20 protein-coding genes are annotated in these 24030 nt (G+C 69.2%); 7 read left to right on the forward strand and 13 right to left on the reverse strand.

The window, feature by feature from the left end; all coding sequences use genetic code 11:
- Window positions 1-16 precede the first annotated feature (16 nt).
- From VGV06_19580 to VGV06_19625, 10 genes are all read right to left on the reverse strand, one after another.
- Window positions 17-820 (reverse strand): alpha/beta hydrolase, encoded by an 804-nt coding sequence (locus tag VGV06_19580; GenBank protein ID HEV2057342.1) that lies wholly within the window; start codon window positions 818-820, stop codon window positions 17-19.
- Complete coding sequence (locus VGV06_19585; protein HEV2057343.1) at window positions 817-1941, reverse strand: hypothetical protein; 1125 nt, start codon at window positions 1939-1941, stop codon at window positions 817-819. Before VGV06_19585 ends, VGV06_19580 begins: the two co-directional genes overlap by 4 nt.
- Before the next feature lie 55 nt (window positions 1942-1996).
- Complete coding sequence (locus VGV06_19590; protein HEV2057344.1) at window positions 1997-3145, reverse strand: amidohydrolase family protein; 1149 nt, start codon at window positions 3143-3145, stop codon at window positions 1997-1999.
- A gap of 33 nt (window positions 3146-3178) precedes the next feature.
- A complete protein-coding gene (locus VGV06_19595) occupies window positions 3179-4117 on the reverse strand; it encodes an NAD(P)-dependent oxidoreductase (GenBank protein HEV2057345.1) in 939 nt (312 codons plus the stop codon).
- 9 nt (window positions 4118-4126) lie between these two features.
- Window positions 4127-4456 (reverse strand): carboxymuconolactone decarboxylase family protein, encoded by a 330-nt coding sequence (locus VGV06_19600; GenBank protein HEV2057346.1) that lies wholly within the window; start codon window positions 4454-4456, stop codon window positions 4127-4129.
- A 25-nt stretch (window positions 4457-4481) separates the two neighbouring features.
- Window positions 4482-5237, reverse strand: coding sequence for an N-acyl homoserine lactonase family protein (locus VGV06_19605; GenBank protein HEV2057347.1), 756 nt, complete (start codon window positions 5235-5237; stop codon window positions 4482-4484).
- 70 nt (window positions 5238-5307) lie between these two features.
- Window positions 5308-6267 (reverse strand): TauD/TfdA family dioxygenase, encoded by a 960-nt coding sequence (locus tag VGV06_19610; protein HEV2057348.1) that lies wholly within the window; start codon window positions 6265-6267, stop codon window positions 5308-5310.
- A 12-nt stretch (window positions 6268-6279) separates the two neighbouring features.
- Window positions 6280-6585: a hypothetical protein gene (locus VGV06_19615; protein HEV2057349.1), complete on the reverse strand. Its 306-nt coding sequence runs from the start codon at window positions 6583-6585 to the stop codon at window positions 6280-6282.
- A gap of 43 nt (window positions 6586-6628) precedes the next feature.
- Window positions 6629-9439 (reverse strand): insulinase family protein, encoded by a 2811-nt coding sequence (locus tag VGV06_19620; protein ID HEV2057350.1) that lies wholly within the window; start codon window positions 9437-9439, stop codon window positions 6629-6631.
- Between the two features lie 178 nt (window positions 9440-9617).
- Window positions 9618-10322, reverse strand: a complete 705-nt coding sequence (locus tag VGV06_19625; GenBank protein ID HEV2057351.1) for a hypothetical protein — start codon at window positions 10320-10322, stop codon at window positions 9618-9620.
- A 329-nt stretch (window positions 10323-10651) separates the two neighbouring features.
- Between VGV06_19625 and VGV06_19630 the strand changes: the two genes are divergently transcribed.
- Complete coding sequence (locus VGV06_19630) at window positions 10652-11707, forward strand: isocitrate/isopropylmalate family dehydrogenase (protein HEV2057352.1); 1056 nt, start codon at window positions 10652-10654, stop codon at window positions 11705-11707.
- A gap of 13 nt (window positions 11708-11720) precedes the next feature.
- Here VGV06_19630 and VGV06_19635 read toward each other — a convergent pair whose 3' ends face one another.
- Together VGV06_19635 and VGV06_19640 are read right to left on the reverse strand one after the other, a co-directional pair.
- Entirely contained in the window at window positions 11721-13766 is a 2046-nt protein-coding gene (locus VGV06_19635) for a hydantoinase B/oxoprolinase family protein (protein HEV2057353.1), read from the reverse strand.
- On the reverse strand, window positions 13763-15817 hold the full coding sequence (locus VGV06_19640; GenBank protein HEV2057354.1) for a hydantoinase/oxoprolinase family protein: 2055 nt from the start codon (window positions 15815-15817) through the stop codon (window positions 13763-13765). Before VGV06_19640 ends, VGV06_19635 begins: the two co-directional genes overlap by 4 nt.
- A gap of 84 nt (window positions 15818-15901) precedes the next feature.
- On the opposite strand from VGV06_19640, the gene VGV06_19645 reads away from it, so the two are divergent.
- The 6 genes from VGV06_19645 to VGV06_19670 all read left to right on the forward strand — a co-directional run bounded on the left by VGV06_19645 (window position 15902) and on the right by VGV06_19670 (window position 21255).
- Window positions 15902-17233, forward strand: coding sequence for an aminotransferase class III-fold pyridoxal phosphate-dependent enzyme (locus VGV06_19645; protein ID HEV2057355.1), 1332 nt, complete (start codon window positions 15902-15904; stop codon window positions 17231-17233).
- Entirely contained in the window at window positions 17230-18795 is a 1566-nt protein-coding gene (locus VGV06_19650) for an ABC transporter substrate-binding protein (protein ID HEV2057356.1), read from the forward strand. Before VGV06_19645 ends, VGV06_19650 begins: the two co-directional genes overlap by 4 nt.
- A 10-nt stretch (window positions 18796-18805) precedes the next feature.
- On the forward strand, window positions 18806-19756 hold the full coding sequence (locus tag VGV06_19655) for an ABC transporter permease (GenBank protein HEV2057357.1): 951 nt from the start codon (window positions 18806-18808) through the stop codon (window positions 19754-19756).
- Window positions 19749-20576: an ABC transporter permease gene (locus VGV06_19660; protein HEV2057358.1), complete on the forward strand. Its 828-nt coding sequence runs from the start codon at window positions 19749-19751 to the stop codon at window positions 20574-20576. Before VGV06_19655 ends, VGV06_19660 begins: the two co-directional genes overlap by 8 nt.
- A gap of 83 nt (window positions 20577-20659) precedes the next feature.
- Window positions 20660-20929 carry a type II toxin-antitoxin system prevent-host-death family antitoxin gene (locus VGV06_19665; protein ID HEV2057359.1) on the forward strand — a complete coding sequence of 90 codons (270 nt, stop codon included), beginning with the start codon at window positions 20660-20662 and terminating at the stop codon, window positions 20927-20929.
- Complete coding sequence (locus tag VGV06_19670; protein ID HEV2057360.1) at window positions 20926-21255, forward strand: type II toxin-antitoxin system RelE/ParE family toxin; 330 nt, start codon at window positions 20926-20928, stop codon at window positions 21253-21255. The genes VGV06_19665 and VGV06_19670 overlap by 4 nt, the downstream gene beginning before the upstream one ends.
- Window positions 21256-21277: 22 nt before the next feature.
- Here VGV06_19670 and VGV06_19675 read toward each other — a convergent pair whose 3' ends face one another.
- Entirely contained in the window at window positions 21278-23596 is a 2319-nt protein-coding gene (locus tag VGV06_19675; GenBank protein ID HEV2057361.1) for a xanthine dehydrogenase family protein molybdopterin-binding subunit, read from the reverse strand.
- Window positions 23597-24030: the final 434 nt, after the last annotated feature.

Here is a 24030-nt window from a genome sequence, read left to right on the forward strand (position 1 = left end):
GCGGGCCCGTCCGTCCTCACGGCTCGGCGGCGAACTCCACGATGAGCCTGGCGAGGGCCTCAGGCTGCTCCATGTCGACAAAATGGCCCGACCCGGCGACGACGGCCACGCGGCTCCGCGGCAGCGCCCGCGCGTACGCTTCTCCGCATTCCAGCGGCACGATCTTGTCGCCGCGCCCCCAGACGATCAGCGCGGGCGCCTTCACCCCCCCCAAGAGATGCGGCAGCGTCGGGTTGTACATATACGGCTTCCACGCGATCCGGAACGTCATCTCCCGGTTCAGGTCCCACTGCTCGAGCAGTTCCGTCGGCGGCTCGGCGCCGAACAGGCGGTCGAAGACGCCCTGGTCCTCGAAGCCGGCGCGGACATAGTCGATGTAGCTCACGAGCGCCTGGTCGAGAATCTCGCCCGTGACCGGCTTCACGCCCATCGCGCCGACCAGCACGAGCCGCCGGAAGGCCTGGGGAGACATGGTCGCCATCTCCGCGGCAATCCAGCCGCCGAAGCCCAAGCCGACCAAAGATACGTTCGCCAAGTTGATCGTCGCGAGGAACGACTGATAGGTGACCGCCACGTCCCGGACGCTTCGCATCCAGCTCGGTCGCTCCGACCCGTCGTAGCCCGGATGCGACGGAACGTAGACGGAGAACCGCCGCGCCAGGGCGTCGTAAAAGGGCAGGCGGTCGAGGCTCCCGATGTCGTGGGGCAGCACAAGCAGTGGGTCGCCGGCTCCGGCCTTCCGGAGGCGAAGCGTCGCCCCTGCCACCTGAATGTCTTCCGTGGACCAGCCCATGTCGGTCGTGGCGGGCACCGGCGTCACGCGCGTTCCAGGATATGGAGTCCGCGGCCGCGGTCGATCAGGTAGAGGAGCCCGCGGTCGTCCACCTCCACGTCATTGCTGGACACGCGGGAGTGTCCCTCCGGCGGCTCGGGGAGGAAGTGCGCGACTTCGCGGGGCGCGTGCGGGTCGGCGACGTCCACGATGCGGAGACCGTGGGCGAACCAGGCGACCGGGATCTCCGTCCCGGTCACGCGCTCGCACGGCTGATGGCAGCCGGTGAACTCGGGCTGCGCGAGCCCCGCGAGACCCTCCAGCTGAAAGCTCGCGAAGGGCATGGGCCGGCGCTCGTCGGTGATGTCCACCAGCCACAGGAAGGACGGGGGACCGGGCTCGAGCTTCGCCACGTCCTCGTCGGCCGCGATCATGATTCGGCGGCCCCGGAGCGGAAACGGCAGCGGCAGCGCCGTGTGCGTCGGGGTGATGAACGGCGGGCTCCAATCGAGCCCGGAGACGAACGTCGGCTTGGACATGTCCTCGATGTCGAGGATGACGAAGCCGCCGTGCCAGTAGCTGACGTAGAGCCGGTTGCCGAGGCGGATCGGATGGTGGCAGCGGTGCTGGCGCCCGGACCACGACGGCGTCTCACCGCCCGCGGTCCACTGCCCCGGCATCCACCAGCGCCCAATTTCACGCGGCCGGGCCGGGTCGGCCAGGTCGAGGATCATCACGATGTTGCCGACGTAGCCGTCCATCTCGGGGGAGATGTAGGCGTAGCGCCCGTCGAAGGTGAAGCGGTGGACTCCTGCGCCGCCGCTGGGCCAGAAGGTGATCTCGCGCGGCCGGCTCGGATTCGACACGTCGTAGATGCCGAGCCCGCCGACGGTTCCAGGCGGCGGCTGGTGCGCGGGCTGGCGCTCCCGGTTCACAAGCATGAGGCCGTTGGCCGCGCGGACCTTGTGGGAATGCGTGCCGGCCGGGACCTCGAGCGTGGCGAGCTGCCTGGGCGCGGCGGGATCGCTCACGTCCACGACGCTCGTGCCGTGGGGCGCCTTCATGTGGGCGATGTAGGCGACGTTCCGGTCGACGACCACCTGCCCGCCCCCCGGGCAGTCGAAGTAGCCGACCTGTTTCAACCCCTGCGCGCTCGCGGGAGGCTTCACGCGCGGAGGGGCGCCCTGGCGAACTCGGCCGGCGGCAGTGGCATGGGACGCCGTCCTAGCGCAGGTTGTAGAGCTTGATGACGTTCTCGGAGGTGATCTTGCGGCGGGTGCCCACGGACAGCATGCCGAGGTTTTTCTCGATCGTCCGCCGGGACTCGGGCCAGATGCAGTCCGGGTGCGGGTAGTCGGCGCCCCAGATGATGCTGTCCTCGCCCACGAGCGGGATGATCGGCTCCATGAACTTATCTTGCTGATAGGTCGTAAAGCCCTGACGCCGGAAGTAGTCGCTGGGCTTCATGGAGAAGCCGAGGGCGCGCCCCCTGTCCTCGTACTCCGTATCGAGCCGGTCGAACACGTACGGCAGCCACGTCACCCCCGACTCGCCGAGGACGAACTTGAAGTCCGGATACTTCTCGCAGGCGCCCGAGGCGATCAGCGACACGAACACTTCCATCGTGTCGAGCTGGAAGAGCGCCGACCGCACGAGGCGCCACTGGAGCGTGTACTCCTTCTCCATCTCCGGGGTGTCGGGGGTGCGCAGGCCCTTGAAGCCGGTCGAGTGGAACGAGATCGGGAAGCGGCACTCGGCCGCGGCTTCCCACAAGGGATACCAGTCATGGTGGTAGAGCGGCAGGCTCATGCGCTTGAAGGCGAGATCCCCGCCCTTGAGCCCCATCGCGGCGCAGCGGCGGACTTCCTCGGCGGCGACGCGCGGGTCGTTGTTGGGGATGATGGCCAGCGGGAAGATCCGGTTCGGGTCGGCGCGCTTGGCGAAGTCCACGGCCCAGTCGTTGTAGATCCGGTTCGCCCAGGCGCGCTGGTCACCGTTCGCGATCATTTCGTTGATCATCAGGCAGCCGTAGACGATCTCCGCGTCGAGCCCGTCCCGGTCGAGATCCGCCAGCCGCAGCTCAGGCGTGGTCGGCCTCGGCTGGGCGCCGCGCCGGTTGTCCCACTCGAACCCGATGGCCTTCATCTCATCGATGTGGCCGAACATGCCCTTCTGGTACTTCAGGAACCCGGGCCCGACCCCGTTCCACATCCCCTTGTCCTGCGCCTCCACGAACCAGTGCAGGCCGTCCTCCAGCTCTTCCACGCGAGGGACCTGGAGCTTCCACTTGGCCGGCGCCTGCGAGGCCCACAGGTCGGGCGGGCAGTAGGTCAGGTCGATATGATTGTCACCCGAAATGAGTCGCTCTGGCATCACGCCCTCCTTGGCTGTGTGGTAGGCAGGAGCCTACCCCGTGAGCCCCGCCCGTTCAAGCGCTTCGCGGAGGCGCCCCTCCTCGACGCGCACCTGGACCCCGGCGCGCTCCTCCTGGAGGCTCATGGGAATCCGCGAGTCGCGCTCGCCCCAGCCGCGGTTCAACGCCTCTGTCAGCTCGGCCAGGGCCAGGTTCGCGATCCTCATCGGGACACCTTGCTCGCGGCCGAGCTCGGTGGCGAGCGTGACGTCCTTGTGAGCCAGGCGCAGGGCGAAGTTTGGCGGGTCGTACTTGCCGCGGAAGAACTGGTGCGGAATCCGGTCGAACGTTCGCTGGCGCCCGCCCGCGCCCTGGCGCACCGCCTCCCAGAGCGCGAGCGGCTCCACGCCGGCCTTCACGCCCAGCGTGAAGACCTCCGCGAGCGCGGTCTGGATCGCGTACCCGGCGCAGTTGTGCACGAGCTTGGTGACGGAGCCCGCGCCGATGGGACCGACGTGGACCGGCTGGTCGCCGATGGCGTCCAGCACGGGCTTGTATTTGAGGAACACGTCCTCGTCGCCGCCGACCCACAGCGCGAGCTTGCGGGTGCGCGCCCCGCTCGGCCCTCCGCTCACGGGCGCGTCGAGCAGATGCACGCCCTTCTCGGCGAACACGGCGTGCACCCGCCGGACGACCTTGGGGGAGTTGGTGGTGAGGTCGAAGTAGACCTTGCCCGCGGCCATCCCGCTGAGCAGGCCGTCTTTCCCGAGGGCAACCGACTCCATCTCGGGCGGGCCGGGCAGCGAGGTCATCACCACTTCGACGGCTTCGGCGAGCTTGCGCGGCGTATCGGCCCACACCGCGCCCGCCTTGAGGTGGGGCGCCGCCGCAGAGCGCTTGATGTCGTGGACGACCAGCTCGTGGCCGGCCTTGATCAGATTCGACGCCATGCTGGTGCCCATGATGCCCAGCCCGATGAACCCGACTTTCATCGCGATCTCCTATTTCTTGCCGTCGAAGACGTGGGTTGCGATGCGCGCCGCCGTCATGGCGGTGGGCCAGCCCGCATAGAACGCCATGTGCGTGATGACTTCACCGATCTCGTCCTTCGTCACGCCGTTCGCCAGCGCGCGCTCGATGTGCCCCTTCAGCTGGTCACCGCGGTACATCGCCGTGAGCGCGGCCACGGTGATGAGGCTCCTGTCTCGCTTGGAGAGTCCGGGGCGCTCCCAGACGTCTCCGTAGAGCACCTTCTCGCTCAGCTCGATCAGCTTGGGGACGACCCCGCGAACTTCCTCCCTCGCTGGTGATGCGGCTGCTTGTGCGGCCATGCCATGCCTCCTTTTAAATTCGTGTTCAGGCGATCTTGATGATGCCGGGCTCGACCTGCTGGAAGCGGTCGGCCACGAGCGGGTCGTGGCCCGCGACGATCAGCTTCTCCTTGCCGGCCAGCGCGTGGATGGTCTCGAAGGCGTCGAGCATCTCGGGCAGGTTCGTGATGATCTGCACGGGCTGGCGCGTCTCCACGTTGTGGTAGAAGTGCGAGGCATCCGAGGTGAGGACGACCGTGCCGCGCTTGGTCTCGACGCTGACGATTTGCAGCCCCGCGGTGTGGCCGCCGACCCTGTGCACGCGGAGTCCGGGGAACACCTCGCGGTCGCCGTCGAGGAACTTGATGCGGTTGGCGTAGTTCAGCGTCACGAGCCCGGCCAGCGCATTGACGTTGGCCGACCCGCGAAAGGCCGGCGTCCCGCCGTATTTGCCCGTCCAGAATGCGGCTTCCTCCTGCTGGATCCAGAACTCCGCGTTGGGGAAGAGGCTGTGGCCCGCCCAGTGGTCGTAGTGCAGGTGCGTGATGAGCGAGATGGGCACGTCGGCGGCCTTGATCCCCGCGCGCTCGACCATCGACGCCGGGGTGACGTAGTTGCGCATGCCGCGCGACGTGGCCTCGTCGTCAAGGAAGCCCGTGTCCACGAGGACCGGCTGCGGGCCGCCCAGGATCAGCCAGACGAAGTAGTGGAGCGTGAGCTTGTCGTGCGACGCCTCGCGGTAGAAGAACTGGCACTTCGTCGTGTCCCGTTCCGAGTACTTGAGCGCGTAGACCTCGTACATGGATGTCCCTCCCAGAACCGGGAGTCTACCCTATCCCGGCCGAGTCAGGGAGCGGTCGGGAGAGCCGGCTCTACGCGTGGAAGGTCTGCCGGCCCTCGTTGCGGTTCCACAGTCGGAGCAGGTGGCGCTTTCGCTCGGGGTCGTCGGCGTCGCGAAACGGTGTCCGGCTGTGGGCGAAGAGCCAGTTGTTCAGATACTGGAGCTGGCCTTTCTCGATCGTGAACTCCACCCACAGCGCAGGTGAGTTCAGGACGGCGCTCATGGCCGCCAACGCTTCGCGCCCGGCATCGTCGAGCGCGGTTCCCGTCAAGTCTTCGGCGTTCTCGATGAGGCTCTGGTTGTAGCGGAAGCGCAGGCCGGCGGCCGTGGGCTCGAACACCGGCTCATGGGCGACCTTGGAGTCATCCGGCGCGTGCTCGGCCTGCCGGTCCCAGGGGAAGGGCGCGTACAGGCGGCGGAGCAGCTCCGGCTGGCGCCGCTCGAGCTCGTCATGCGCCGTCTGCAGGCTCACGAAGCGGCTCATGCCCCCTTCGAGCGCCGGATGCAGGCAGAGCAGCCCGACGAGCTCGGGCGGCTCCGCCAGCCACGGCGCGTCCGTGTGGAACTGAAGATCGAGATTCGTCACGGACCGCCGCACTCCGTAGGTCAGGGCCCGGCCGGTGTCCCGGACGTCGTACAGCATCGTGCCGTCCCACTTCTGCGCCACGAGGCGTCCCAGGAGGGATCCGAGGAGCCACCCGAGAGCCCGGTTCTCCTCCGCCGAGAAGCGCTCGACGGGAACCCGATCGAGCACTGCCAGCCCGATCCCATCGCGAAGCTGCCGCGCGACGGCCGCCATGACCTGGCGGCACTGCGGCAGCGCGAATTGGATCGGGGACAGGAGCAGGGTCGGCAGGGGCTCGCGCCGCAGTCTGTGCACGACCGATTCGAGCTCATCCACGGCGCCAGCAGGCAGCGACACGAGCCAATCCGAGTGGGAGAGGCTGTTTCGGACCCACGCGTGGCGGTCGGAGGTGTTGGCGGGTGCCATCGTCAGGCTATCCTACGTGGACTTGGCTTTCCTGATCTCGGCGATCTTGCGGTCGCGATCGTTCGTCAGCCGCTCCTGGTCGCGGCGCAGCTCCTCGTTCAGCTTGTCCACCTCTTCGTGGGTCCGGGCGGCGGCCATCGCGGCCTGGTGGAGGATCTCGCGCTCGGCGGCCTTCGCCTGGTGGAACTGGCGGGCCTCGGCGATGGCGGCCTTCTGCTTGGCGGTGAGCGGGCGCTCCTCGACGCTCTGCTCCTTGTCCTTCTGGCGGAGGCGCTCCATCGCCAGCTCGTAGGCGCTCTTCGGGGCGTCGTCGCTCATGACCCGGTAGTGTAGCAGAGGCCGTACGGCCCGCGGGGGCGGCTTACGGTCGTGGGGTGATGACGAAGCGGAAGCGGGCGTCGGGCCGGTCGTAGCGGACGAAGGCGTCCTGGATCTCCCGGGCGGTGAAGCGCTGGTACTGGGCCGGGGCGTCGAGGAGATCGTCGAGGCCGAGCGCGCGGTAGTCGAGCGTCGAGAGCCTGTTCAGCCAGAAATTCGGCGTCTTGAGCGTCTCGTCCAGGAGGTTCGCCATCTGCTTCTTGGCCACGGCGAGCTCGTCGGGCGTCGGCCCGCCCTTGGCGAAGTCGGCGAACATCTCCTCAATCGCCGCCGCCAGCGCCGGCGCCTTGCCGGGGTCGGTCGGGGCGATCGCCGCGAAAAGCCCGAACCCCGGATAGACCACGGCCGGCTCGGAGGACGCGCCGATGCTGTAGACAAGCTGCCTCTCCTCCCTGATGGACTTCGTCATGCGCGTGGTGAGCACCCGCGAGGCCACGTTGAGTAGCCGCGTGTCGCGCACGTCGCGGAGGTCGGCGCCGAAGAAGCCGGCAAGGACGCCGGCCTGGGGCGTCAGCGTCTCGATTGACTCCGCGACGCTGATCGGCCCCTGCGGGGGGGGGATGGCGCGGAGATCCGCGAGCGTCTTGTCGCTGATGCGCGGCCGCGCGGGCAGCGCGGCCAGGTACTTCGCCGCAAGGCGCGTGGCCGTATCCCGATCGACGTCCCCGACCACGGCCGCCTCGATGGGCGCCTCCGTGATGAGGCGCCGGAGCCACTCCTGCGCGGCCGGGCGCGTGATCGCGCGGACCTGCTCGACGGTCAGCGGCCTGGCCCGGACCGCGCCCGGCGGATAGATGGCCGCCGTGCTCGTATCCACCAGCACTTGCATCGGCTGGCTCTTCCGCTGGTTGATCCGCTGCACCTCCGCATCCCTCCACTGCTCGAGCGCCGGCTGCTCGATGAGCGGATCGGTCAGCAGGAGATAGGCCAGCTGGAGCCCGCGCTCGAGCTCGGCGGCATCGCCGGAGACCGTCAGCGTCACGGTGTCTCCCGTCGCCGCGCCACGCACGCGCACCTTCGCTCCCGTCATCAGGTCCCGGATCTGCGTGCTCGACAGCCGGCTCGTCGCCGGGCGGTCCCAGGCGCGCAGCGCCGCCTCGGTGATCCCGCGGTTCGCCGCCGTCTCCTGGATCGGCCCCCCGGCCAGCGTGATCGCGATGCTCGCCTCGTTCTTGCGCTGATCCATGTAGCGGTGGTGCACGCGCACGCCGTTGTCGAGCCACATCGACGTGACGCCGCTCGCCGGGTGCGGCAGGCTCTCGGCCACGGCGCCGCCGCGGGGCGCGGTTGCCAGGAGCGTCGTCGCCCGCGCCACCTCGGCCGGCTTGCCGGGCTTGACGGCGACGGCAGCCCGGCCGAGCGCCAGGAGCTGGGCCCCGCTCGGCACCTCGTCACTCGCGGGAAGCTCGGCGATGAACATGGCGCGGCTCGGATCGAAAGCAGCGGCGAAGGCATCCGAGACCTCACGGGCCGTGATGCCGGGCAGCAAGCGCTGGAGGAGTGCCTGCTTCTGGGCCGCCGAAATCGACCGGCTCCCGCGGGTGACATCCCCGTTGAGCTGGCGCAGTACCTCCCGCGCCGGGCGCGTCGCCTCCCGCCGCGCGCCCTCCTCCGCATCGGCGAGGAGAGCCACGCGCGCGTCCTGCACCTCGCGCTCGGTGAAGCCGTGGAGCCGGGCGCGCTGCAGGGCGATCCCGAGGTCCTTCAGCATGGCGCGCCACGTCCCCGGCAGGCCCGAGGCTTCGACGGAGATCATCCGCATCGTGCCGGGATACTCCTGTGTCGACGCGTCCACTTCGAGGAAAGAGGCGCGGCCCGCGGCGATCTCCGCGCTCGCCCGGCGGTCGAACGTCCACATGCCGATCCGCCCGACCAGCTCGTGCCGCTCCTGGCCGACGGTCGTCACCGGACCCCGCGGCGGCTCGAGCCTCACAATCGAGACATCAGCCCGGGTCAGCTCGGGGTCGGTGACCACGATGGCGCGCGGCCCCGTCGTCGGCTTGACCCCCGCATCGCGAGGCGCCGGCTTCGGCGCCGCGGGGGCGCCGCCGAACTGCTGCGCGATCACGTCGGCGACCATGGCGGGGTCCATGTCGCCCACCACGATCAGCGTCATGTTGCTCAGCACGTACCAGCGCGAGTAGTAGTCCTGGAAATCCGGGCGCGTCACCGACTTGATCGTCTGCTCGATGCCGATGGGCAGCCGCCGGCCGAGCGTCGATTCGGGCGCGAGCCGCTCGTAGACCTGATCCTGCACGCGCTGTCGCGCCCCCGAGCGCGCGCGCTTCTCCTCGAGGATGACCTCGCGCTCGCTGTCGATCTCGGCGGGCCCCAGGCTCATTCGCATGGCGATGTCCGCCATGTACAGCATCCCCTTCTCGACGAGGTCGCGTCCCCCGCCCGGCAGCGTCAGCGTGTACGTGGTCTGGTCGAAGCCCGTGAACGCGTTCTGGTCGCGCCCGAAGGCCATGCCCAGCGATTGGAAGAAGGGCACGACCGAGCCCGGCGGAAAGTTGGCGGTGCCGTTGAACGCCATGTGCTCGAGATAGTGGGCGAGACCCCGCTGCGCTTCGGTCTCGTTGAGCGAGCCCGAGGCGACGTGGAGCCAGATGCCCACGCGGCCCTCGGGATTCTTATGCGGGCGGATGATGTAGGCGAGCCCGTTGGGCAGGGTGCCCGTCACAAGGGCCGGATCGGTCGGCAGCTTCTCATCGGCGAGCGACGCCGCCCGGGCCGGAACCAAGGGCAGCAGTTGGAGCGCCGCCGTCATCACCAGGACCAGGACCGCACGCATAGGTCACCTCCCTCCCCACTAAGCTACACCCCGAGTGTAAGAAACCCGTGAGAGCGACATGAAGAGTGTCTCATGCCGCGTTTGCACTTGCCCCTGCCCTTCGCCGCGAGCCTGGAACAAGAAGAGGCCCCGGAGACAACATCTCCGGGGCCTCGGTGTTTCTACGTCTAGGCTGCTATTACTTCAGGATCGCCAGCGCGGCCTTCGCCTTGTCGGTGGCCAGCGTCATGTTGCCGGACTTGCACGCGGCCTCGGCCTCCTTCACCAGCGAGGCGGCCTTCGTCATGTCAGCGCGAGGAGCCTGGGCCGTAGTGGTAGACCCAGTGGCCGTCCGAGGAGACTGGACATCCTGGTTACCGCGGGGCGACTGGATGTTCTGGTTGCCGCGGGGCGACTGGATGTTCTGGTTGCCACGAGGCGACTGGACATCCTGGTTGCCGCGGGGCGACTGGACATCCTGGTTGCCGCGGGGCGACTGCACGTCCTGATTGCCACGAGGCGACTGGACATCCTGGTTACCGCGGGGCGACTGGACGTCCTGGTTGCCGCGAGGCGACTGGACATCCTGGTTACCGCGCGGGGCCTGCGTGCTCTCGTTCGAGCGCGCGCCGGCCAGCGACCGCGGAGCCTGGACTTCCTGATTACCGCGAGGAGACTGCACATCCTGGTTGCCGCGCGGCGACTGCACGTTCTCGTTAGAACGCGCGCCGGCCAGGGACCGCGGAGCCTGGATGTCCTCAGGCTTCACCATCGCCGTCTTCTTGCTCAGCATGTCCTTCGCCTGGGCCACTTCGGCCGGGCAATTGGTCTGTGCCGTGCCCATGGAGGGCGACAGCGACAGCCCTACCGCTACGCTGAGAACCGCTGCGAAGAGCTTCTTCATGTGTTCTTCCTCTCTCTCTTGTTATGGGCCCTTGGTTCCGCCCGCCCCGTCCGGCTCCCCACTGAGCTTGGGGGCATCCTTCTGAACTCGGCCTCCGAGAGTGCAGGAGCGGTGCCACCAGGCTTTCAAGTTATTCAGCTATATAAAACAGATATTTATACAACCGCAGTGGAGGCATATTCCGGCTTGCTACGGCGTTCTGCCCGAGCAGACCCGCGTCCGGCCGGCGGCAAACTGCCCCGGAATTCCCGACTTCGCTTCGGGGATTCCCCCCTTACGGGCCCGGGTGCTATGGTGCCCCCACCATTTAACTAAGGGAGGCTCCCATCATGGCCATGAAGACCATCGTTGCGCTGCCGGGCCAGGGCATCGGCCCCGAAGTCGTGGACGCCACCTGCGAGCTCCTGATGGGCACGGGTCTACCGCTCAAGATCCTGACCCCGCCCCAGGACAATCCCCTACCCGAGGAAACCAAGCGCGCGGCCCGCGAGGCCGACGGCGTGCTCTTCGGCGCGGCCGGCCCGTCCACGAGTCACGTGGTTTCGTGGCTCCGCTGGGAAATGAGCGCGTGGGCCGGGGTGCGGCCGATCCGCTTCTACCCGGGGATGCGCTCGCCGCTGACCGACCCCGAGGGCATCGACTATATCCTCCTGCGCGAGAACAGCGAGGGTATCTACCCGGGCCGCGAGGGTGACCTGGCTGATCTCGTCAAGGTCATGCCCGACCTCTCCGACCGGACGGGTCGCAAGGTGAAGGACTACGGCACCGTGGGGCGCTTCGCCGTAAAGGTGGTCACGCCCAAGGGCGCCGAGCGCATCGCCCGCTTCGCCGTCGAGCTGGCCCGCAAGCGGAAGGCCCAGGGTAAGCCCGGCAAGATCACCTGCGTGACCAAGTCGAACGTCATGCCTCGCACCGACGGGCTCTACCAGGAGACCGCCGAGCGCATCGTGCGCGAAGCCGGCGGGCTCCAATTCGAGCACTTCCACGTGGACGACGCCGCGCGGCGCCTCGTGCGCTTTCCCAAGTCCATGGACGTCGTCCTCTGCATGAACCTGTACGGCGACATCCTGTCCGACCTCGGCGCCGAGACGGCAGGCGGGCTCGGTCTCGCGCCGTCCGGCAACTTCGGCGACGGCTGGGCCTATTTCGAATCGGTCCACGGCTCGGCCCCCGACATCGCGGGGCAGGGCATCGCCAACCCCACCGCGACCATTCGCTCGGCCGCGCTGATGCTGGAACACATGGGCATGGGCGCCGAAGCGCAGCGGCTCGACGCCGCCGTGGGACGCGTGTACCGGGACGGCAAGACGCTGACGCCCGACCAGGGCGGCATGGCCAAGACCCGCGAGATGGCCCAGGCCGTCCTCGCGGCGTATCGAGGATAAGCGCGCGCTGCCCTCAGCGTTTCGCGGGGCCGCCGAGCGTCCCGCTGTGGACAGCGCGTATCTCGACCTCGGCTCCCTCGGCCAGCGCGAGCATGCGCAAGGCGACAGGTGGCACTTGGGCGACGCGGCCGTCGCCGGGAACCACGCTTTCGACCCAGGCCCGTAGCGGAGCGCCAGCCGGGTTCACCAGCTCGACCACGGCGCCCGCGCCGACACCGAGACGCGCGGCGGTGCCGGCATCGAGACGGATGGCCCGCCCCCGCTCCGTCTCGAGGTCCGGCACCGCGGCGAGGCGCACTAGCGGCCGCGCGTCGCGCAGGATAGCGCGGCGCCGGGCGCTTGCCTCGGCGTCGATCGCGCCGTCGCGGAGCACGACGCCATAGATCCCCTCGGCCGCCGCGGGGGTGACGTAGCCCTCGGCGAGGTCCGCGGCGACGGCATCGAGATTGCGCGTCAGAGCGTCGCCGAATCCGCCGCCCCCCGAGCTCTCCATCACCACCACGTCGTCAGGCTCGATGGGGAAGCCGCCCACCTTGCCCGGCAGCGGAGAAGGCTCGATGGCGCGGTCGCCCCGGCGCACCCAGAAGTGATTCGTCGCGCCTGACGCGCCGCCGCTCACACCGAAGGGCGGCAGCACCGCCTTCTCGGCAAGGACGGACAAGCTGCTGCCCGCCGTCCGGATGCGCACCTCGCGCCTGAGCCCCAAGCCCCCGCGCCACCGGCCGGGCCCGCCGGAGTCCTCGCGCAGCGCGGTGCTCTCGATGCGCACCGGGTAGAGCTGCTCCACGGCCTCGATGGGCTGGAGCGTGGTCATGTCGCTCTCGGTCCACGTGCGCACGGAGTTGTTGCCATCGCCGTCCGCGTGGGCGCCCGTCCCGCCCGCGGGATACTCGTAGAAAATGAACGTCTCGCCGGTGCGTGGGTCGGGCCCGCCGACATAGCAGTGGTTGCCGCCGCCCTTGAGATCTCCGGTCACGCGGCCGCCGAGGGCCTGGCCGAGCGCGCCCATCACCGCTGTCTCGACGCAGTACTTCACCTCGACCATGCCGCCGCAGGGCGCGGGCAGGCTGGCGTTGACGATGGTGCCGGGCGGAGTGATCACGGTGAGCGGGCGGAAGGCGCCGGAGTTGACGTCGCTGCCCGGGTCGAGAAAGGACTTGATGATGGTGAACGCGCCCGTCGGCGCCATGGCGGGGCCGACGTTGGTGGGCCCCGCGGTCTGCGGCGACGTGCCGGTGAGGTCGACGGTGATGGCATCGCCCGCGACGATCACCCGAGCGCGCACGGTGAGCGGCTCGAGCCGCTCGCGCCCACTCTCGAGATGCGCCTCGTAGACGTAGGTGCCGTCGGGCAGCTCCCCGATAGCGTGCCGCATGCGCGCCTCGGCCCGGTCCATCAGCTCCGCCACGGCCTCGCGCACCGTCGACGCGCCGTAGCGCGCGGCCAGCGCCTCGATGCGCTCCGCCGCCTTCCGGCAGGTGCCGATCATGGCCTGGAAGTCGCCCTGCCTCTCGCGGCGCCCCCGCATGTTGGCGAAGATCAGCTCGAGGGCGGCGTCGTTGGGCCGGCCCCGGTCCACGATCCGGATCGGGGGAATGCGGACGCCCTCCTGGAAGATCTCCGTCGCCCCGCCGGAGAGGCTGCCCGGGCTCATCCCGCCGACGTCGCCCCAGTGGGCGCGCACCACCGGGAAGACGAAGAGCTCGGCGGCGCCGATCTCTCCGGGAGCGAAGAGCGGGAGGATCATCGCCACGTCGTTCAGATGGGTACCGCCGGTGTAAGGATCGTTGTGCAGAAAGATGTCACCTGGGTTGATGTCGGCGCCGAACTTCTCGCGGACCGCGCGCATCGACCATGCGATGGGCACGATGTGGAGCGGGTGGTCCTGGCCCTTGGACATGGCCACGATCTGGGCGTGGCCGTCCATGAGGACGCAGGAGAAATCCTCGCCCTCGTAGAGGATGGACGAGTACGCGGTGCGCACAAGCGTGACGCGCATCTCCCGCACGATCGAGACGAAAGACTCGCGCAGGACCTCGAGCGTGATGGGATCGATCATGGCGCGGCCACCCGCTCGATCAGGATGTTGCCGTGCGCGTCGACCACGCCGGCCCAACCCGGGAGCAGCACCGTAGTCGCGCCGAACTCTTCCACGATGGCAGGGCCGGCGAGTCGCGCGCGCTCGGGCAGGCGCTCCCGCTCCCAGACGGGACAGTCCACGGGCGCGCCCCCGAACCATATGGGGCGTCGCTCGATCAGCGCCTGGTCCATCGAGACGCTGGCACTCCGATAGCGATCGGCGGCGGGCTTGGCGACCAAGCCATAGGCGGTAAGCCGCGCATTGACCAGCTCGATGGTCCCGGCGCGGTTCTCGTGGCCGTACACGCTCCTGTGCTCCCGGTGAAAGGCGTCCTCGATCGCCTCCAAGCCCGCAGCCTTGTCGAGATCACTTGCCGCGCCGATATTCAACTCGAACGCCTGGCCGCGGTAGCGCAGGTCGAGCGAGCGGAGCAGCCGCTGCGCCTCCGGGCCGAAGCCCTCCAGCTCGAGCTGACGTCGTGCTCCCGTCTCCATCTCGGCAAACAGCGCGTTGATCACCGGCGCCCGCTCCCGGAGCGGGCCGACGCGCGTCCGGACGTCGTCGTGCTTGATGTCCGAGGCGAGGAGGCCCAACGCCGAGAAGTTTCCCGGATGACGCGGGACCAGGACTCGCGAAATGCCGATCTCCTCGGCGAGCGCCAACGCGTGCATGGGGCCGGCGCCGCCGAAGGCGATCAGGGTGAAGTCGCGGGGGTCGTGGCCGCGCTGGATCGAGATCTCGCGGATGGCCGACGTCATCCGCGCCACGGCGATGCGGATGATGCCCTCGGCCAGCGGCTCGACGTCGAGTCCTCCGATGCGGCGGGCCAGCGCGGCGACGGCCTCGCGCGCCCGGCCGGGGTCGATCGTGATGCTGCCGCCGAGCCGCCGGCTCGTCCCGATGCGCCCCAGCACCACGTTCGCGTCGGTGACCGTGGGCTCCGTGCCCCCGAGACCGTACGCCGCCGGCCCGGGAGACGCGCCCGCGCTCCTGGGGCCGACCTGGAGGCTTCCGTCAAGCTCGAGCCACGCGATCGAGCCCCCGCCGGCGCCCACCGTGTGCATATCAATCTGCGGCACCTTGACGGGGAAGGCGCCCACCATGCTGTCCGAGGTCATCACCAGCGTGAGGTCTCGGACGAGGCAGACGTCGGTGGACGTCCCGCCCATGTCGTACGTGATGAAATCACGAGGTCCCGAGACCGCCCCCAGGTGGCAGGCCTGGCTGACGCCGCCGGCGGGCCCGGAGAAAATGGTCCGGATGGGCAGGCGCCGCGCCGTCTCGGTGGTCATCATGCCGCCGGAGGAGCCGACGGTGAGGACGCCATGCGTATAGCCGGCCGCGAGCAGGCGCTCCTCGAGCCCGGCAAGGTAGACGTCCATCAGCGGCTGGAGGTAGGCGTTCAGAACCGTGGTCGAGAAGCGCTCGAACTCGCGGTACTCCGCCACGACGTCGGCCGAGCAGGACACGGGCAGGCCGGGGCGCTTGCCCTTCGCCGCATCCGCGATCGCGTGCTCGTGCGCCGGGTTGAGATACGCGTGAAGCAGGCAGACGGCCACGGCCTCGGCGCCGGTGGCGAGAGCGGCGTCGAGCGCGCGGTCCACGGATCCCATGTCGAGCGGCACCAGCACAGAGCCGTCGGCGTTGAGCCGCTCCGTCACCTCGAACCGGCTCTTGCGGTCGACCACCGGCTTGGGGCGCACGAAGGTCGGCACGAACAGCGCGGGGATATTGCGCTTGGTGCGGCCGATCTCGATGAGGTCGCGGAAGCCCGCGGTGGTGAGGACCGCGACGGGAGCGCCCCGCCGCTCGAGCACCGCGTTGGTGCCGACCGTCGTCCCGTGGACCACCCGCCGAACGTCGCGGCTCTCGATGCCGAGGGTACGGAGGCCGGTGAGGACTGCCGCCGCCTCGCGGCGCCGCTCCGACGGCACCTTGGTGACCACCACGCGGCCGGTGGCCTCGTCGATCGCGGTGAGATCGGTGAACGTGCCGCCCACGTCGATGCCGATCAGGAACATGGCCGGCATGATAGCAGAGGCGTCAATTGGTGTTGGGGGCGTGCGTTTCAGGGAAAGACGGCATAGAATGTCCCCCCTCAGAGGAGGTAGGCCATGGCCGAGACGACCCGAACCCGATCCGCCCGAGAAACCGAGCTTCTGGAGCACGCCAAGCGGCGCCTGCCCGGCGGCGTGCTGGGCACATCCCGGTACGCGGAGGACGCCGCCTTCGTCGTCAAGCACGGCAAGGGCTCGAAGATCTACGACGTCAGCGGGCGCGAGTACATCGACTACGTCCTCGCCTCGGGCCCGCTCATTCTCGGCCACGCGCATCCGGCGGTGGTCGCCGCGGTGCGCGCGCAGATCGAGGGCGGCAGCACGTACTTCATGATCAACGAGCCCATCATCCAGCTGGCCGAGGAGATCTGCCAGGCGGTGCCGTGCGCCGAACAGGTGCGCTTCACCTCCACGGGCTCGGAGGCGACCTTTTTCGCTCTACGAGTCGCCCGCACGTATCGCCAGCGCGACAAGATCCTGAAGTTCGAGGGCGGCTACCACGGCGCCCACGACTATTCCATGATGAGCTCGGCCCCGCGCTCGCCCAAGGCCTTCCCCGCTCCCGTGCCCGACTCGTCGGGCATCCCCCACGCGCTCGAGGCCGAGGTGCTGATCGCGCCGTTCAACGATCTCGGCACGGTGGAGGGCATCATCGCCACGCACGCCGACGAGCTGGCCGCGGTCATCGTCGAGCCGTTTCAGCGCCTCATTCCGCCCCAGCCCGGCTTCCTGCAGGGGCTGCGAGAGATCACCCGCCGCCACGGCGTGCTCCTGGTGTTCGACGAGGTGGTGACGGGATTTCGCCTGGCCTACGGCGGCGCCCAGGAGTATTACGGCGTCGTGCCCGACCTCGCCGCCGTCGGCAAGATCGTGGGCGGCGGCTTCCCGCTGGCCGCCGTGTGCGGCTCCGAGGAGCTGATGCGCCCCTTCGATCCGGAATACGACGGCAAGGGAGACTTCATCTCGCAGTCCGGCACGCTGAACGGCAACCCTATTGCCGCGGTGGCCGGCCTCGCCACCCTCGCCGAGCTGCGCAAGCCCGGCGCCTACGACACCATCCACACCACCGGCAAGCGCCTCATGGCTGGCCTGAGCGAGCTCGTGCAGAAGGCGGGATTGCCCGCCCAGGTGGTCGGCGAGCCCGTGGTCTTCGACATCCTCTTCACCGATGAGCCCGTGGTGGATTACCGCTCGGTCCAGAAGGCGGACGGCGCGCTCGCCAAGGCCTTCACCACCGAGCTGATCAAGCGCGGCGTGGTGAAGAACACGCAAAAGATGTACATCTCGCTCGTGCATGGAGCGGACGACGTGGCCAAGACGCTCGAGGCCTGCGAGGACGCGCTCAAGGTCCTTCCCAAGAAGAAGACCCGGGACGGAGGATCTCGATGACCACAGCACGTCGCGCGGCAGCAATGATCGCCTCTCTCGCGCTGGCCCTGGGTCTCGTCTCCGGGGTGGTTGGAGCGCAACCCACCGGCACGCTCCTGGTCGGGCTCGTCGCCGAGCCGGTGAATCTCGACCCCGCGCAGGTGACCGATCTCAACTCGAACCGCGTGGGCCGCCGCATCGTCGAGGGCCTCGTGACCTTCCCCGAGGAGAGCACCCAGGTCGTGCCGGGTCTCGCGGAGTCATGGACGATCTCGAAAGACGGCCTCCAGTACACCTTCAAGCTCCGGAGCGGCGTCAAGTTCCACGACGGCACGCCGCTCAACGCGGAAGCCGTCAAGTTCTCCATCGAGCGCCAGATCAACACCGAGCACCCGGCCTACAAGCTCGGCAAGTACCCCTTCGCCAACTTCTTCTTCGGCAACGTCAAGGCCGTCGAGGTGCTGAGCAGCGAGCGCGTGGCCTTCCTCCTCAAGGAGCCGCGCGCGTCCTTCCTGGCCATCCTGACTTCGGGCGCCGCCTCCATCGTGAGCCCGACGGCAGCGATGAAGTGGGGCCCCGACTATCCAAGCCATCCCGTGGGCACGGGGCCCTTCCGCTTCGCCTCCTGGGACCGCGGCCAGCGCGTGGTCCTCGAGAAGAACCCGAGCTACTGGAAGTATCCGGTCAAGATCGAGCGCGCCATCTACCGGCCGATCGTGGAAGACCAGGCGCGCCTGACGGAGCTTCTCACGGGCCAGCTCGATCTGATCGTCGGCGTGCCCGCCGATTTCGTCGGCCCGCTCGAGAAGGACCCGAAGGTGACGGTCCTCAAGCAGACGGGCGCGCACGTCTGGTACCTCGGCATGAACAACCAGAAGAAGCCCTTCGACGACAAGCGCGTCCGCCAGGCGCTCAACTACGCTGTCAACAAGGACGCGATCGTGCGCGACGTGCTGAAGGGCACGGGCTCGCTCTCGAAGGGCCCGGTGCTGCCGGGCACGTGGGGCGCCGACGCTTCGCTCAAGGCGTATCCGTACGATCCCGAGCGCGCGAAGAAGCTCCTGGCCGAGGCGGGCTACCCGAACGGCTTCACGACGACACTCTGGGTGCCCGAGTCGGGCTCGGGCATGCAGGCGCCCGTCGCCATGTCCACCGTGATGCAGTCGAACATGAAGGCCGTCGGCGTGAACGTGACGCTCCAAACGATGGAGTGGGGCGCGTACCTGACCAAGCTGCGCTCGAAGGAGCAGGAGCTCTTCGCACTGTCCTGGATGGCGGGGACGGAAGACCCCGACATGGTCATGTACCCGCTGCTCCATTCCAGCCAGTGGACGCCCGTCGGTCCGAACCGCGCGCTCTACAAGAACACGCGCTTCGACGAGCTGCTCCAGCAGGCTCGCCTCACGACCGACCAGGCCAAGCGCGCCCAGCTCTACCGCGAGGCCCAGCGCATCCTGGTGGACGACGCGCCGTGGGTCTTCGTCGACCACGAGATCCAGATCGCCGCCTTCGCCAAGCGCGTGCAGGGCTTCAAGCTCCACCCGAGCTTCGACCTGCGCGTGGAGACGATCTCGCTCAAGTGAGGCCGCGCCCGTGAGGCGCTACGTCGCGCGCCGGCTCCTGCTGCTGGTGCCGGTGCTGGTGGGCGTCTCGATCGTGGTCTTCATGGTGCTGCACCTCTCGCCGGGCGACCCGGCCGAGATCATGCTGGGCTCCCAGGCGACGCAGGAAGACCTGGCGCGCCTGCGCTCAGAGCTCGGGCTGACCGAGCCCCTCCATATCCAATACCTCCGCTGGGTCAGCCATGTCGCCCGCGGCGACCTCGGCCGCTCGCTCTGGATGCGGCGCCCCGTGCTGGACGAAGTCCTCCACCGCTACAAGGCGACGCTCGTGCTCACGGCGAGCGCGCTCTTTCTCTCCACGCTCGGCGGCATCGTCCTGGGCGTCCTCTCGGCGGTGCGCCGGGATTCCCTCCTCGACCGGCTGAGCGCCGTCACGTCGCTCTTCGGTGCCAGCATGCCCGTCTTCTGGCTTGGGATCGTTCTCATGGTGGTCTTCTCGCTGTGGCTCCGCTGGCTGCCCGCCTCGGGCATGTGGGCGCCCTACGGCGGCGGCGATCTCGCCGACCTGGCGGCGCACCTCGTCCTGCCCGCGGTGACGCTGGCCGCGGCCTCGCTGACGATCATCGCCCGGCTCACGCGCAGCACGATGCTCGACATCCTGAGCCAGGACTACATCCGCACGGCGCGCGCCAAGGGGCTGGTCGAAGGGCGCGTCGTCTTCCGCCACGGGCTCAAGAACGCGCTGATCCCCATCATCACCGTGGTCGGCGTGCAGGCGGGCTATCTGCTGGGCGGCGCCGTGCTGACGGAGACCGTCTTCGCCTGGCCCGGTGTCGGGCTCCTCATGGTGCAGGGCATCCTGGCGCGAGATTTTCCCCTCGTGCAGGGGTGCGTTCTCGTCATCGCGCTCACCTTCGTCCTGATCAACCTGGCCGTCGATCTCCTCTACGCCTACCTCGACCCGCGCATCCAGTATGAGTAGGCGCTTCGGCCGGAACCGCCTGGCGACGCTCGCCCTGCTCGTCATCGTGGGCGTGGTGCTGGCTGCGCTCCTGGCTCCGCTGCTGCCGCTCGCCGACCCCGACACCGTGGACACGCCGAACCGTCTACGGCCGCCGCTCACACAAGGGCATCCGCTCGGCACGGACGAGTTCGGCCGCGATCTCCTCTCGCGCCTCGTCTGGGGCGCCCGCATTTCGCTCCTGGCGGGCGCCACCACTGCCGCCGCGGCGATGCTGTTCGGCGTGGTGCTCGGGGTCTTCGGCGGCTACTACTCGGGCTGGCCGGAGACGGTCATCATGCGGCTCACCGATATCCTGATGGCCTTCCCGTACATCCTGCTGGCCATCGCCATCGTGGCGGGGCTGGGCCCGGGCCTCCGCAACGCGATGATCGCCATCGCCATCGTGGGCTTCCCCATCTACACGCGCCTCGTGCGCGGCATCGTGCTCTCCGTCCGCGGCCTCGAGTTCGTGGAGGCCGCGCGCGCGCTCGGCAGCCCCGACCGCCTGATCCTCGTCCGCCACATCGTGCCGCAGCTCATCTCGCCAGTCGTGGTGGCCTTTAGTCTCGATGTCGGCGCGAAGATCCTCGCCACGGCGGGGCTGTCCTTCCTGGGCCTGGGTACCCAGCCGCCCACGGCCGACTGGGGCAGCATGCTGGCGACGGGCCGGCAGTTCGTCATCCTGAGCCCGCACGTGGTCCTCCTGCCCGGGCTCGCCATCTTCGTGATCGTGCTGGCGCTCAACCTGGTGGGCGACGCCCTGCGCGATCTCCTCGATCCGCGCACGTATTCTCGCTGAGGGCTCCCCCGATGTATTCAATTGCGTGTATGACCAGCCTGGTGTACATTCATCTGGACATTTCATGGAGGAGGTGAGAGAGCATGACCCAGTTGACGATCACGAAGGCCCGTGAGGCGCTCCTCGATCTACCCGAGCGCCTGGCGAAGGCGTCCGACAAGACGGTGAGCATCACACGGCACGGCCGTCCGGTGTTGGCGGTGCTGCCGTGGGAGCTGTACGAGAGCATCATCGAAACCCTGGAAGTGCTGGGCGATCCCGAGGCAACGGCCGCCCTCCGGTCGAGCCTCGAAGACATCCGAAAGGGACGCCTGGTCAGCCATGAGGTTGCACTGAAGCGTATTCGCGGATGACCGCCCCGGCCTATCTGGTCAAGTGGACTGAAACCGCCCTCGAGATGGTGGAGGCAATTGCCGACCGGAGGATTCGCGCACAGATCGTCGCGCGCGTCGAAGAGCTGACGAGAGATCCGGAGCTGGCGGGCAAGCCGCTGGTCGGCGAACTGACCGGCTATCGGACGATCCGGGCCGCCGGCCAACGCTATCGGATCATCTACCGCGTGGAGCGCCGGCTGGTGACGATCTTGATTGTGGCAGTCGGTCGGCGTAAGGAGGGCGACAGGAAGGACATCTACGAGCTGGCCCGCCGCCTTCTGCGCCAGCGTCTGCTTAGCCGCTAACCCAACGGCGGGCCAGGGAAGCCTAGCGCATCGCGTCCCGGAGCGCCGCCCAGAGCCGCGCAGGCGTCAGCGGCATGTCGAGATGCGTGATCCCCAGCGGCGCCAGCGCGTCGACCGCGGCGTTGACGACGGCGGGCGGGATGCCGATGCAGCCGGCCTCGCCCACGCCCTTGGCCCCGAGCGGGTTGCGCGGCGAGGGCGTGCAGGTCTTCTCGATCAGGACGTGCGGCACGTCGTCGGCGCGCGGAATCGCGTAGTCCATGAGCGTGCCGGTCAAGAGCTGGCCGTCGCCGTCGTAGACGATCGCCTCGAGGAGGGCCTGCCCCAGCCCCTGGGCGAGGCTGCCGTGAAGCTGGCCCTCGGCGAGGAGCGGGTTGATGATGGTGCCGGCGTCGTCCACCCACACCAGCCTTTCGACGATGAGCCGGCCGGTCTCCGCCTCGATCCGGACTGCGCAGACGATCGCGCCGAAGGTCCAGACCTCGGTCTCGGGCTGAAAGTACGTGGTGGCCTCGAGGCCCGGCGTGTCGCCCGCCGGCAGGGCATGGCCGCCCGCGTAGGCCGCGACCGCCACCTCGCGCCACATCACGCGCCGCTGCGGCACGCCGGTGACCTGGAAGCCGCCGGGGACGCCGATGATGTCGGGCACGGCGGCCTCGAGGAGCCGGGCCGCAATGCGCCGGCCCTTCTCGCGGACGTCGACGGCGACGCGCTGGAGCGCGCTGCCGCCGAGCGCGACGCTCCGGCTGCCGAAGGTGCCGAAGCCCTCGGGCCCCGAGCGCGTGTCGCCGTGCACCACGACCACGTCGTCCGGCGTGACGCCCAGGTGGTCGGCCACGATCTGGGCAAACGTCGTCTCGTGTCCCTGCCCGTGCGCGCTCGAGCCGGTGATGGCCGTCACCCGCCCCGACCGCTCGACCTTGATGCTGCCGCTCTCCCAGCCGAGCGCGCAGGGCTCGACGTACGACGCGAGGCCGATCCCGACGATCTCCCCGCGCGCTCGACGCCCCGCCTGTTCACTCCGCAGCCCCGTGTAATCCGCGGCGGCGAGCGCGCGCTCGAGGGCCAGGTGGTAGTTGCCCGAATCGTAGACCTGCCCCGTCGCCGTCCGGAACGGGAAGCTCGCGGCCGGGATGAAGTTGCGCCGGCGGATCTCGGCGGGATCGAGCCCGATCGCCCGCGCGGCCGTGTCCATCAGCCGCTCGATGACGAAGCAGGCCTCGGGCCGGCCGGCGCCGCGGTAGGCGGAGACGGGCGTCGTCGTGGTGAGCGCGCCGGTGACGGTGATGTCGCACGCCGGCACGACATAGCAGCCCGGCAAGAGACGCGCGTGGTTCCACGGCGAGCCGCCGGCGGCGTTCATCAGCATCGCGCCGAGTGGTGCTACGATGCGCGCACGCAGGGCCGCGATATGCCCCTCGGCGTCAACGGCCAGCTCGCCCTCGCAGACGGAGCCGCGCGCCTGGTTCGTGGTGATCTGGTCCTCGCCCCGCGTGGCTATCCACTTGACCGGTCGGCCGACCCGACGCGCCAGCCAACCCAGCAGCACCTCCTCGCGGTACGGACCCGTCTTGACGCCGAATCCGCCGCCGACATCAGGCGCGATCACCCGCACCCGAGACTCGGGCAGATCGAGGAGCCGCGCCACTTCGGCTCGAACCCGGAAGGGCGCCTGGCAGGACGTCCAGAGCGTCAGCTCCTCGGTTGACGCATCGAAGGTGGCGAGAACGGAGCGCGGCTCCATCGCCACCGCTGAGAGCCGCTGCTGGACCACGCGGAGCGAGACAACGCGCGCCGCGCCGGCGACAGCCCGCGCAGCGTCTCCCTCGCGCAGCGTGCGAATGAAGGACCGGTTCCCCGCGATCTCGGGATAGAGCGTGGGCGCTCCCTCGGCTACCGCGCCCTCCGGCTCGGGCAGCGCCTGGAGGGGCTCGTACGTGACCTCGATCAGATCGACGGCGTCTCGCGCGGCGTAGACACTGTCCGCCACCACGGCGGCCACGGGCGTGCCGGCGGCGTGGACGCGTCCGTCGGCGATGATCGGATGGGGCGGCACGCGCATGTCCGGCATGAGCCGGTTCACCGGCATCGGCGCCAGGTGGCCGACATCGGCCCCCGTCACGACGGCCACGACGCCGGCGGCGCGCAGCGCGGGCTCGACGTCGATCTTCACGATGCGCGCATGCGCATGGGGCGAGCGGAGCAGCACCACGTGGGCGCAGCCGGGCGGGGAGATGTCGTCCACGTAGCGCCCCGACCCGACGAGTAAGCGATGGTCTTCCCGCCGCTTCAGCGGCCGGCCGATCCACGCGCCGTCTGCGGGCTGCTCTCCTTGGGCCATGCTCGAGGGGCTACCGGCGCCGGGGCCGGCGGGGCTTCCGGTCCGCTTCCAAACTCGAGGTGCGCGTCTCCAGCGCCGAGATCCAGCCCGCGAGGCGGTTCAATCGCCTTGCCTCGTGGTCGAATCGCCGGTCCACCGATTCCCAATACCGAGCCATGAGCACAGCAACTCCTCGGAGCTCAGCACGAAGTGATTCGCCGACCTCATCGATGTGACGGCAGAATTCGGCGGTCGACTCGTCGATCATGTCGCCGTTAGTGTGTACCAATTCGGGGTCCACGGCCCAAGTCTCGCCGCGCTCCCGCACCTTGTCAATGTCCCAATAGGGCTCTCGAGGAAGCTGGGGCCGCGGCGGTTCCAAACGTGGACATTTACGCCGGTGGAGCTACGCAGTAACTCCACTGCATGCGCGCGATGCGAATTGGGCTGCGGAA

It is taken from the genome of Candidatus Methylomirabilota bacterium (genome assembly GCA_035936835.1).
GTDB lineage: Bacteria > Methylomirabilota > Methylomirabilia > Rokubacteriales > CSP1-6 > AR37.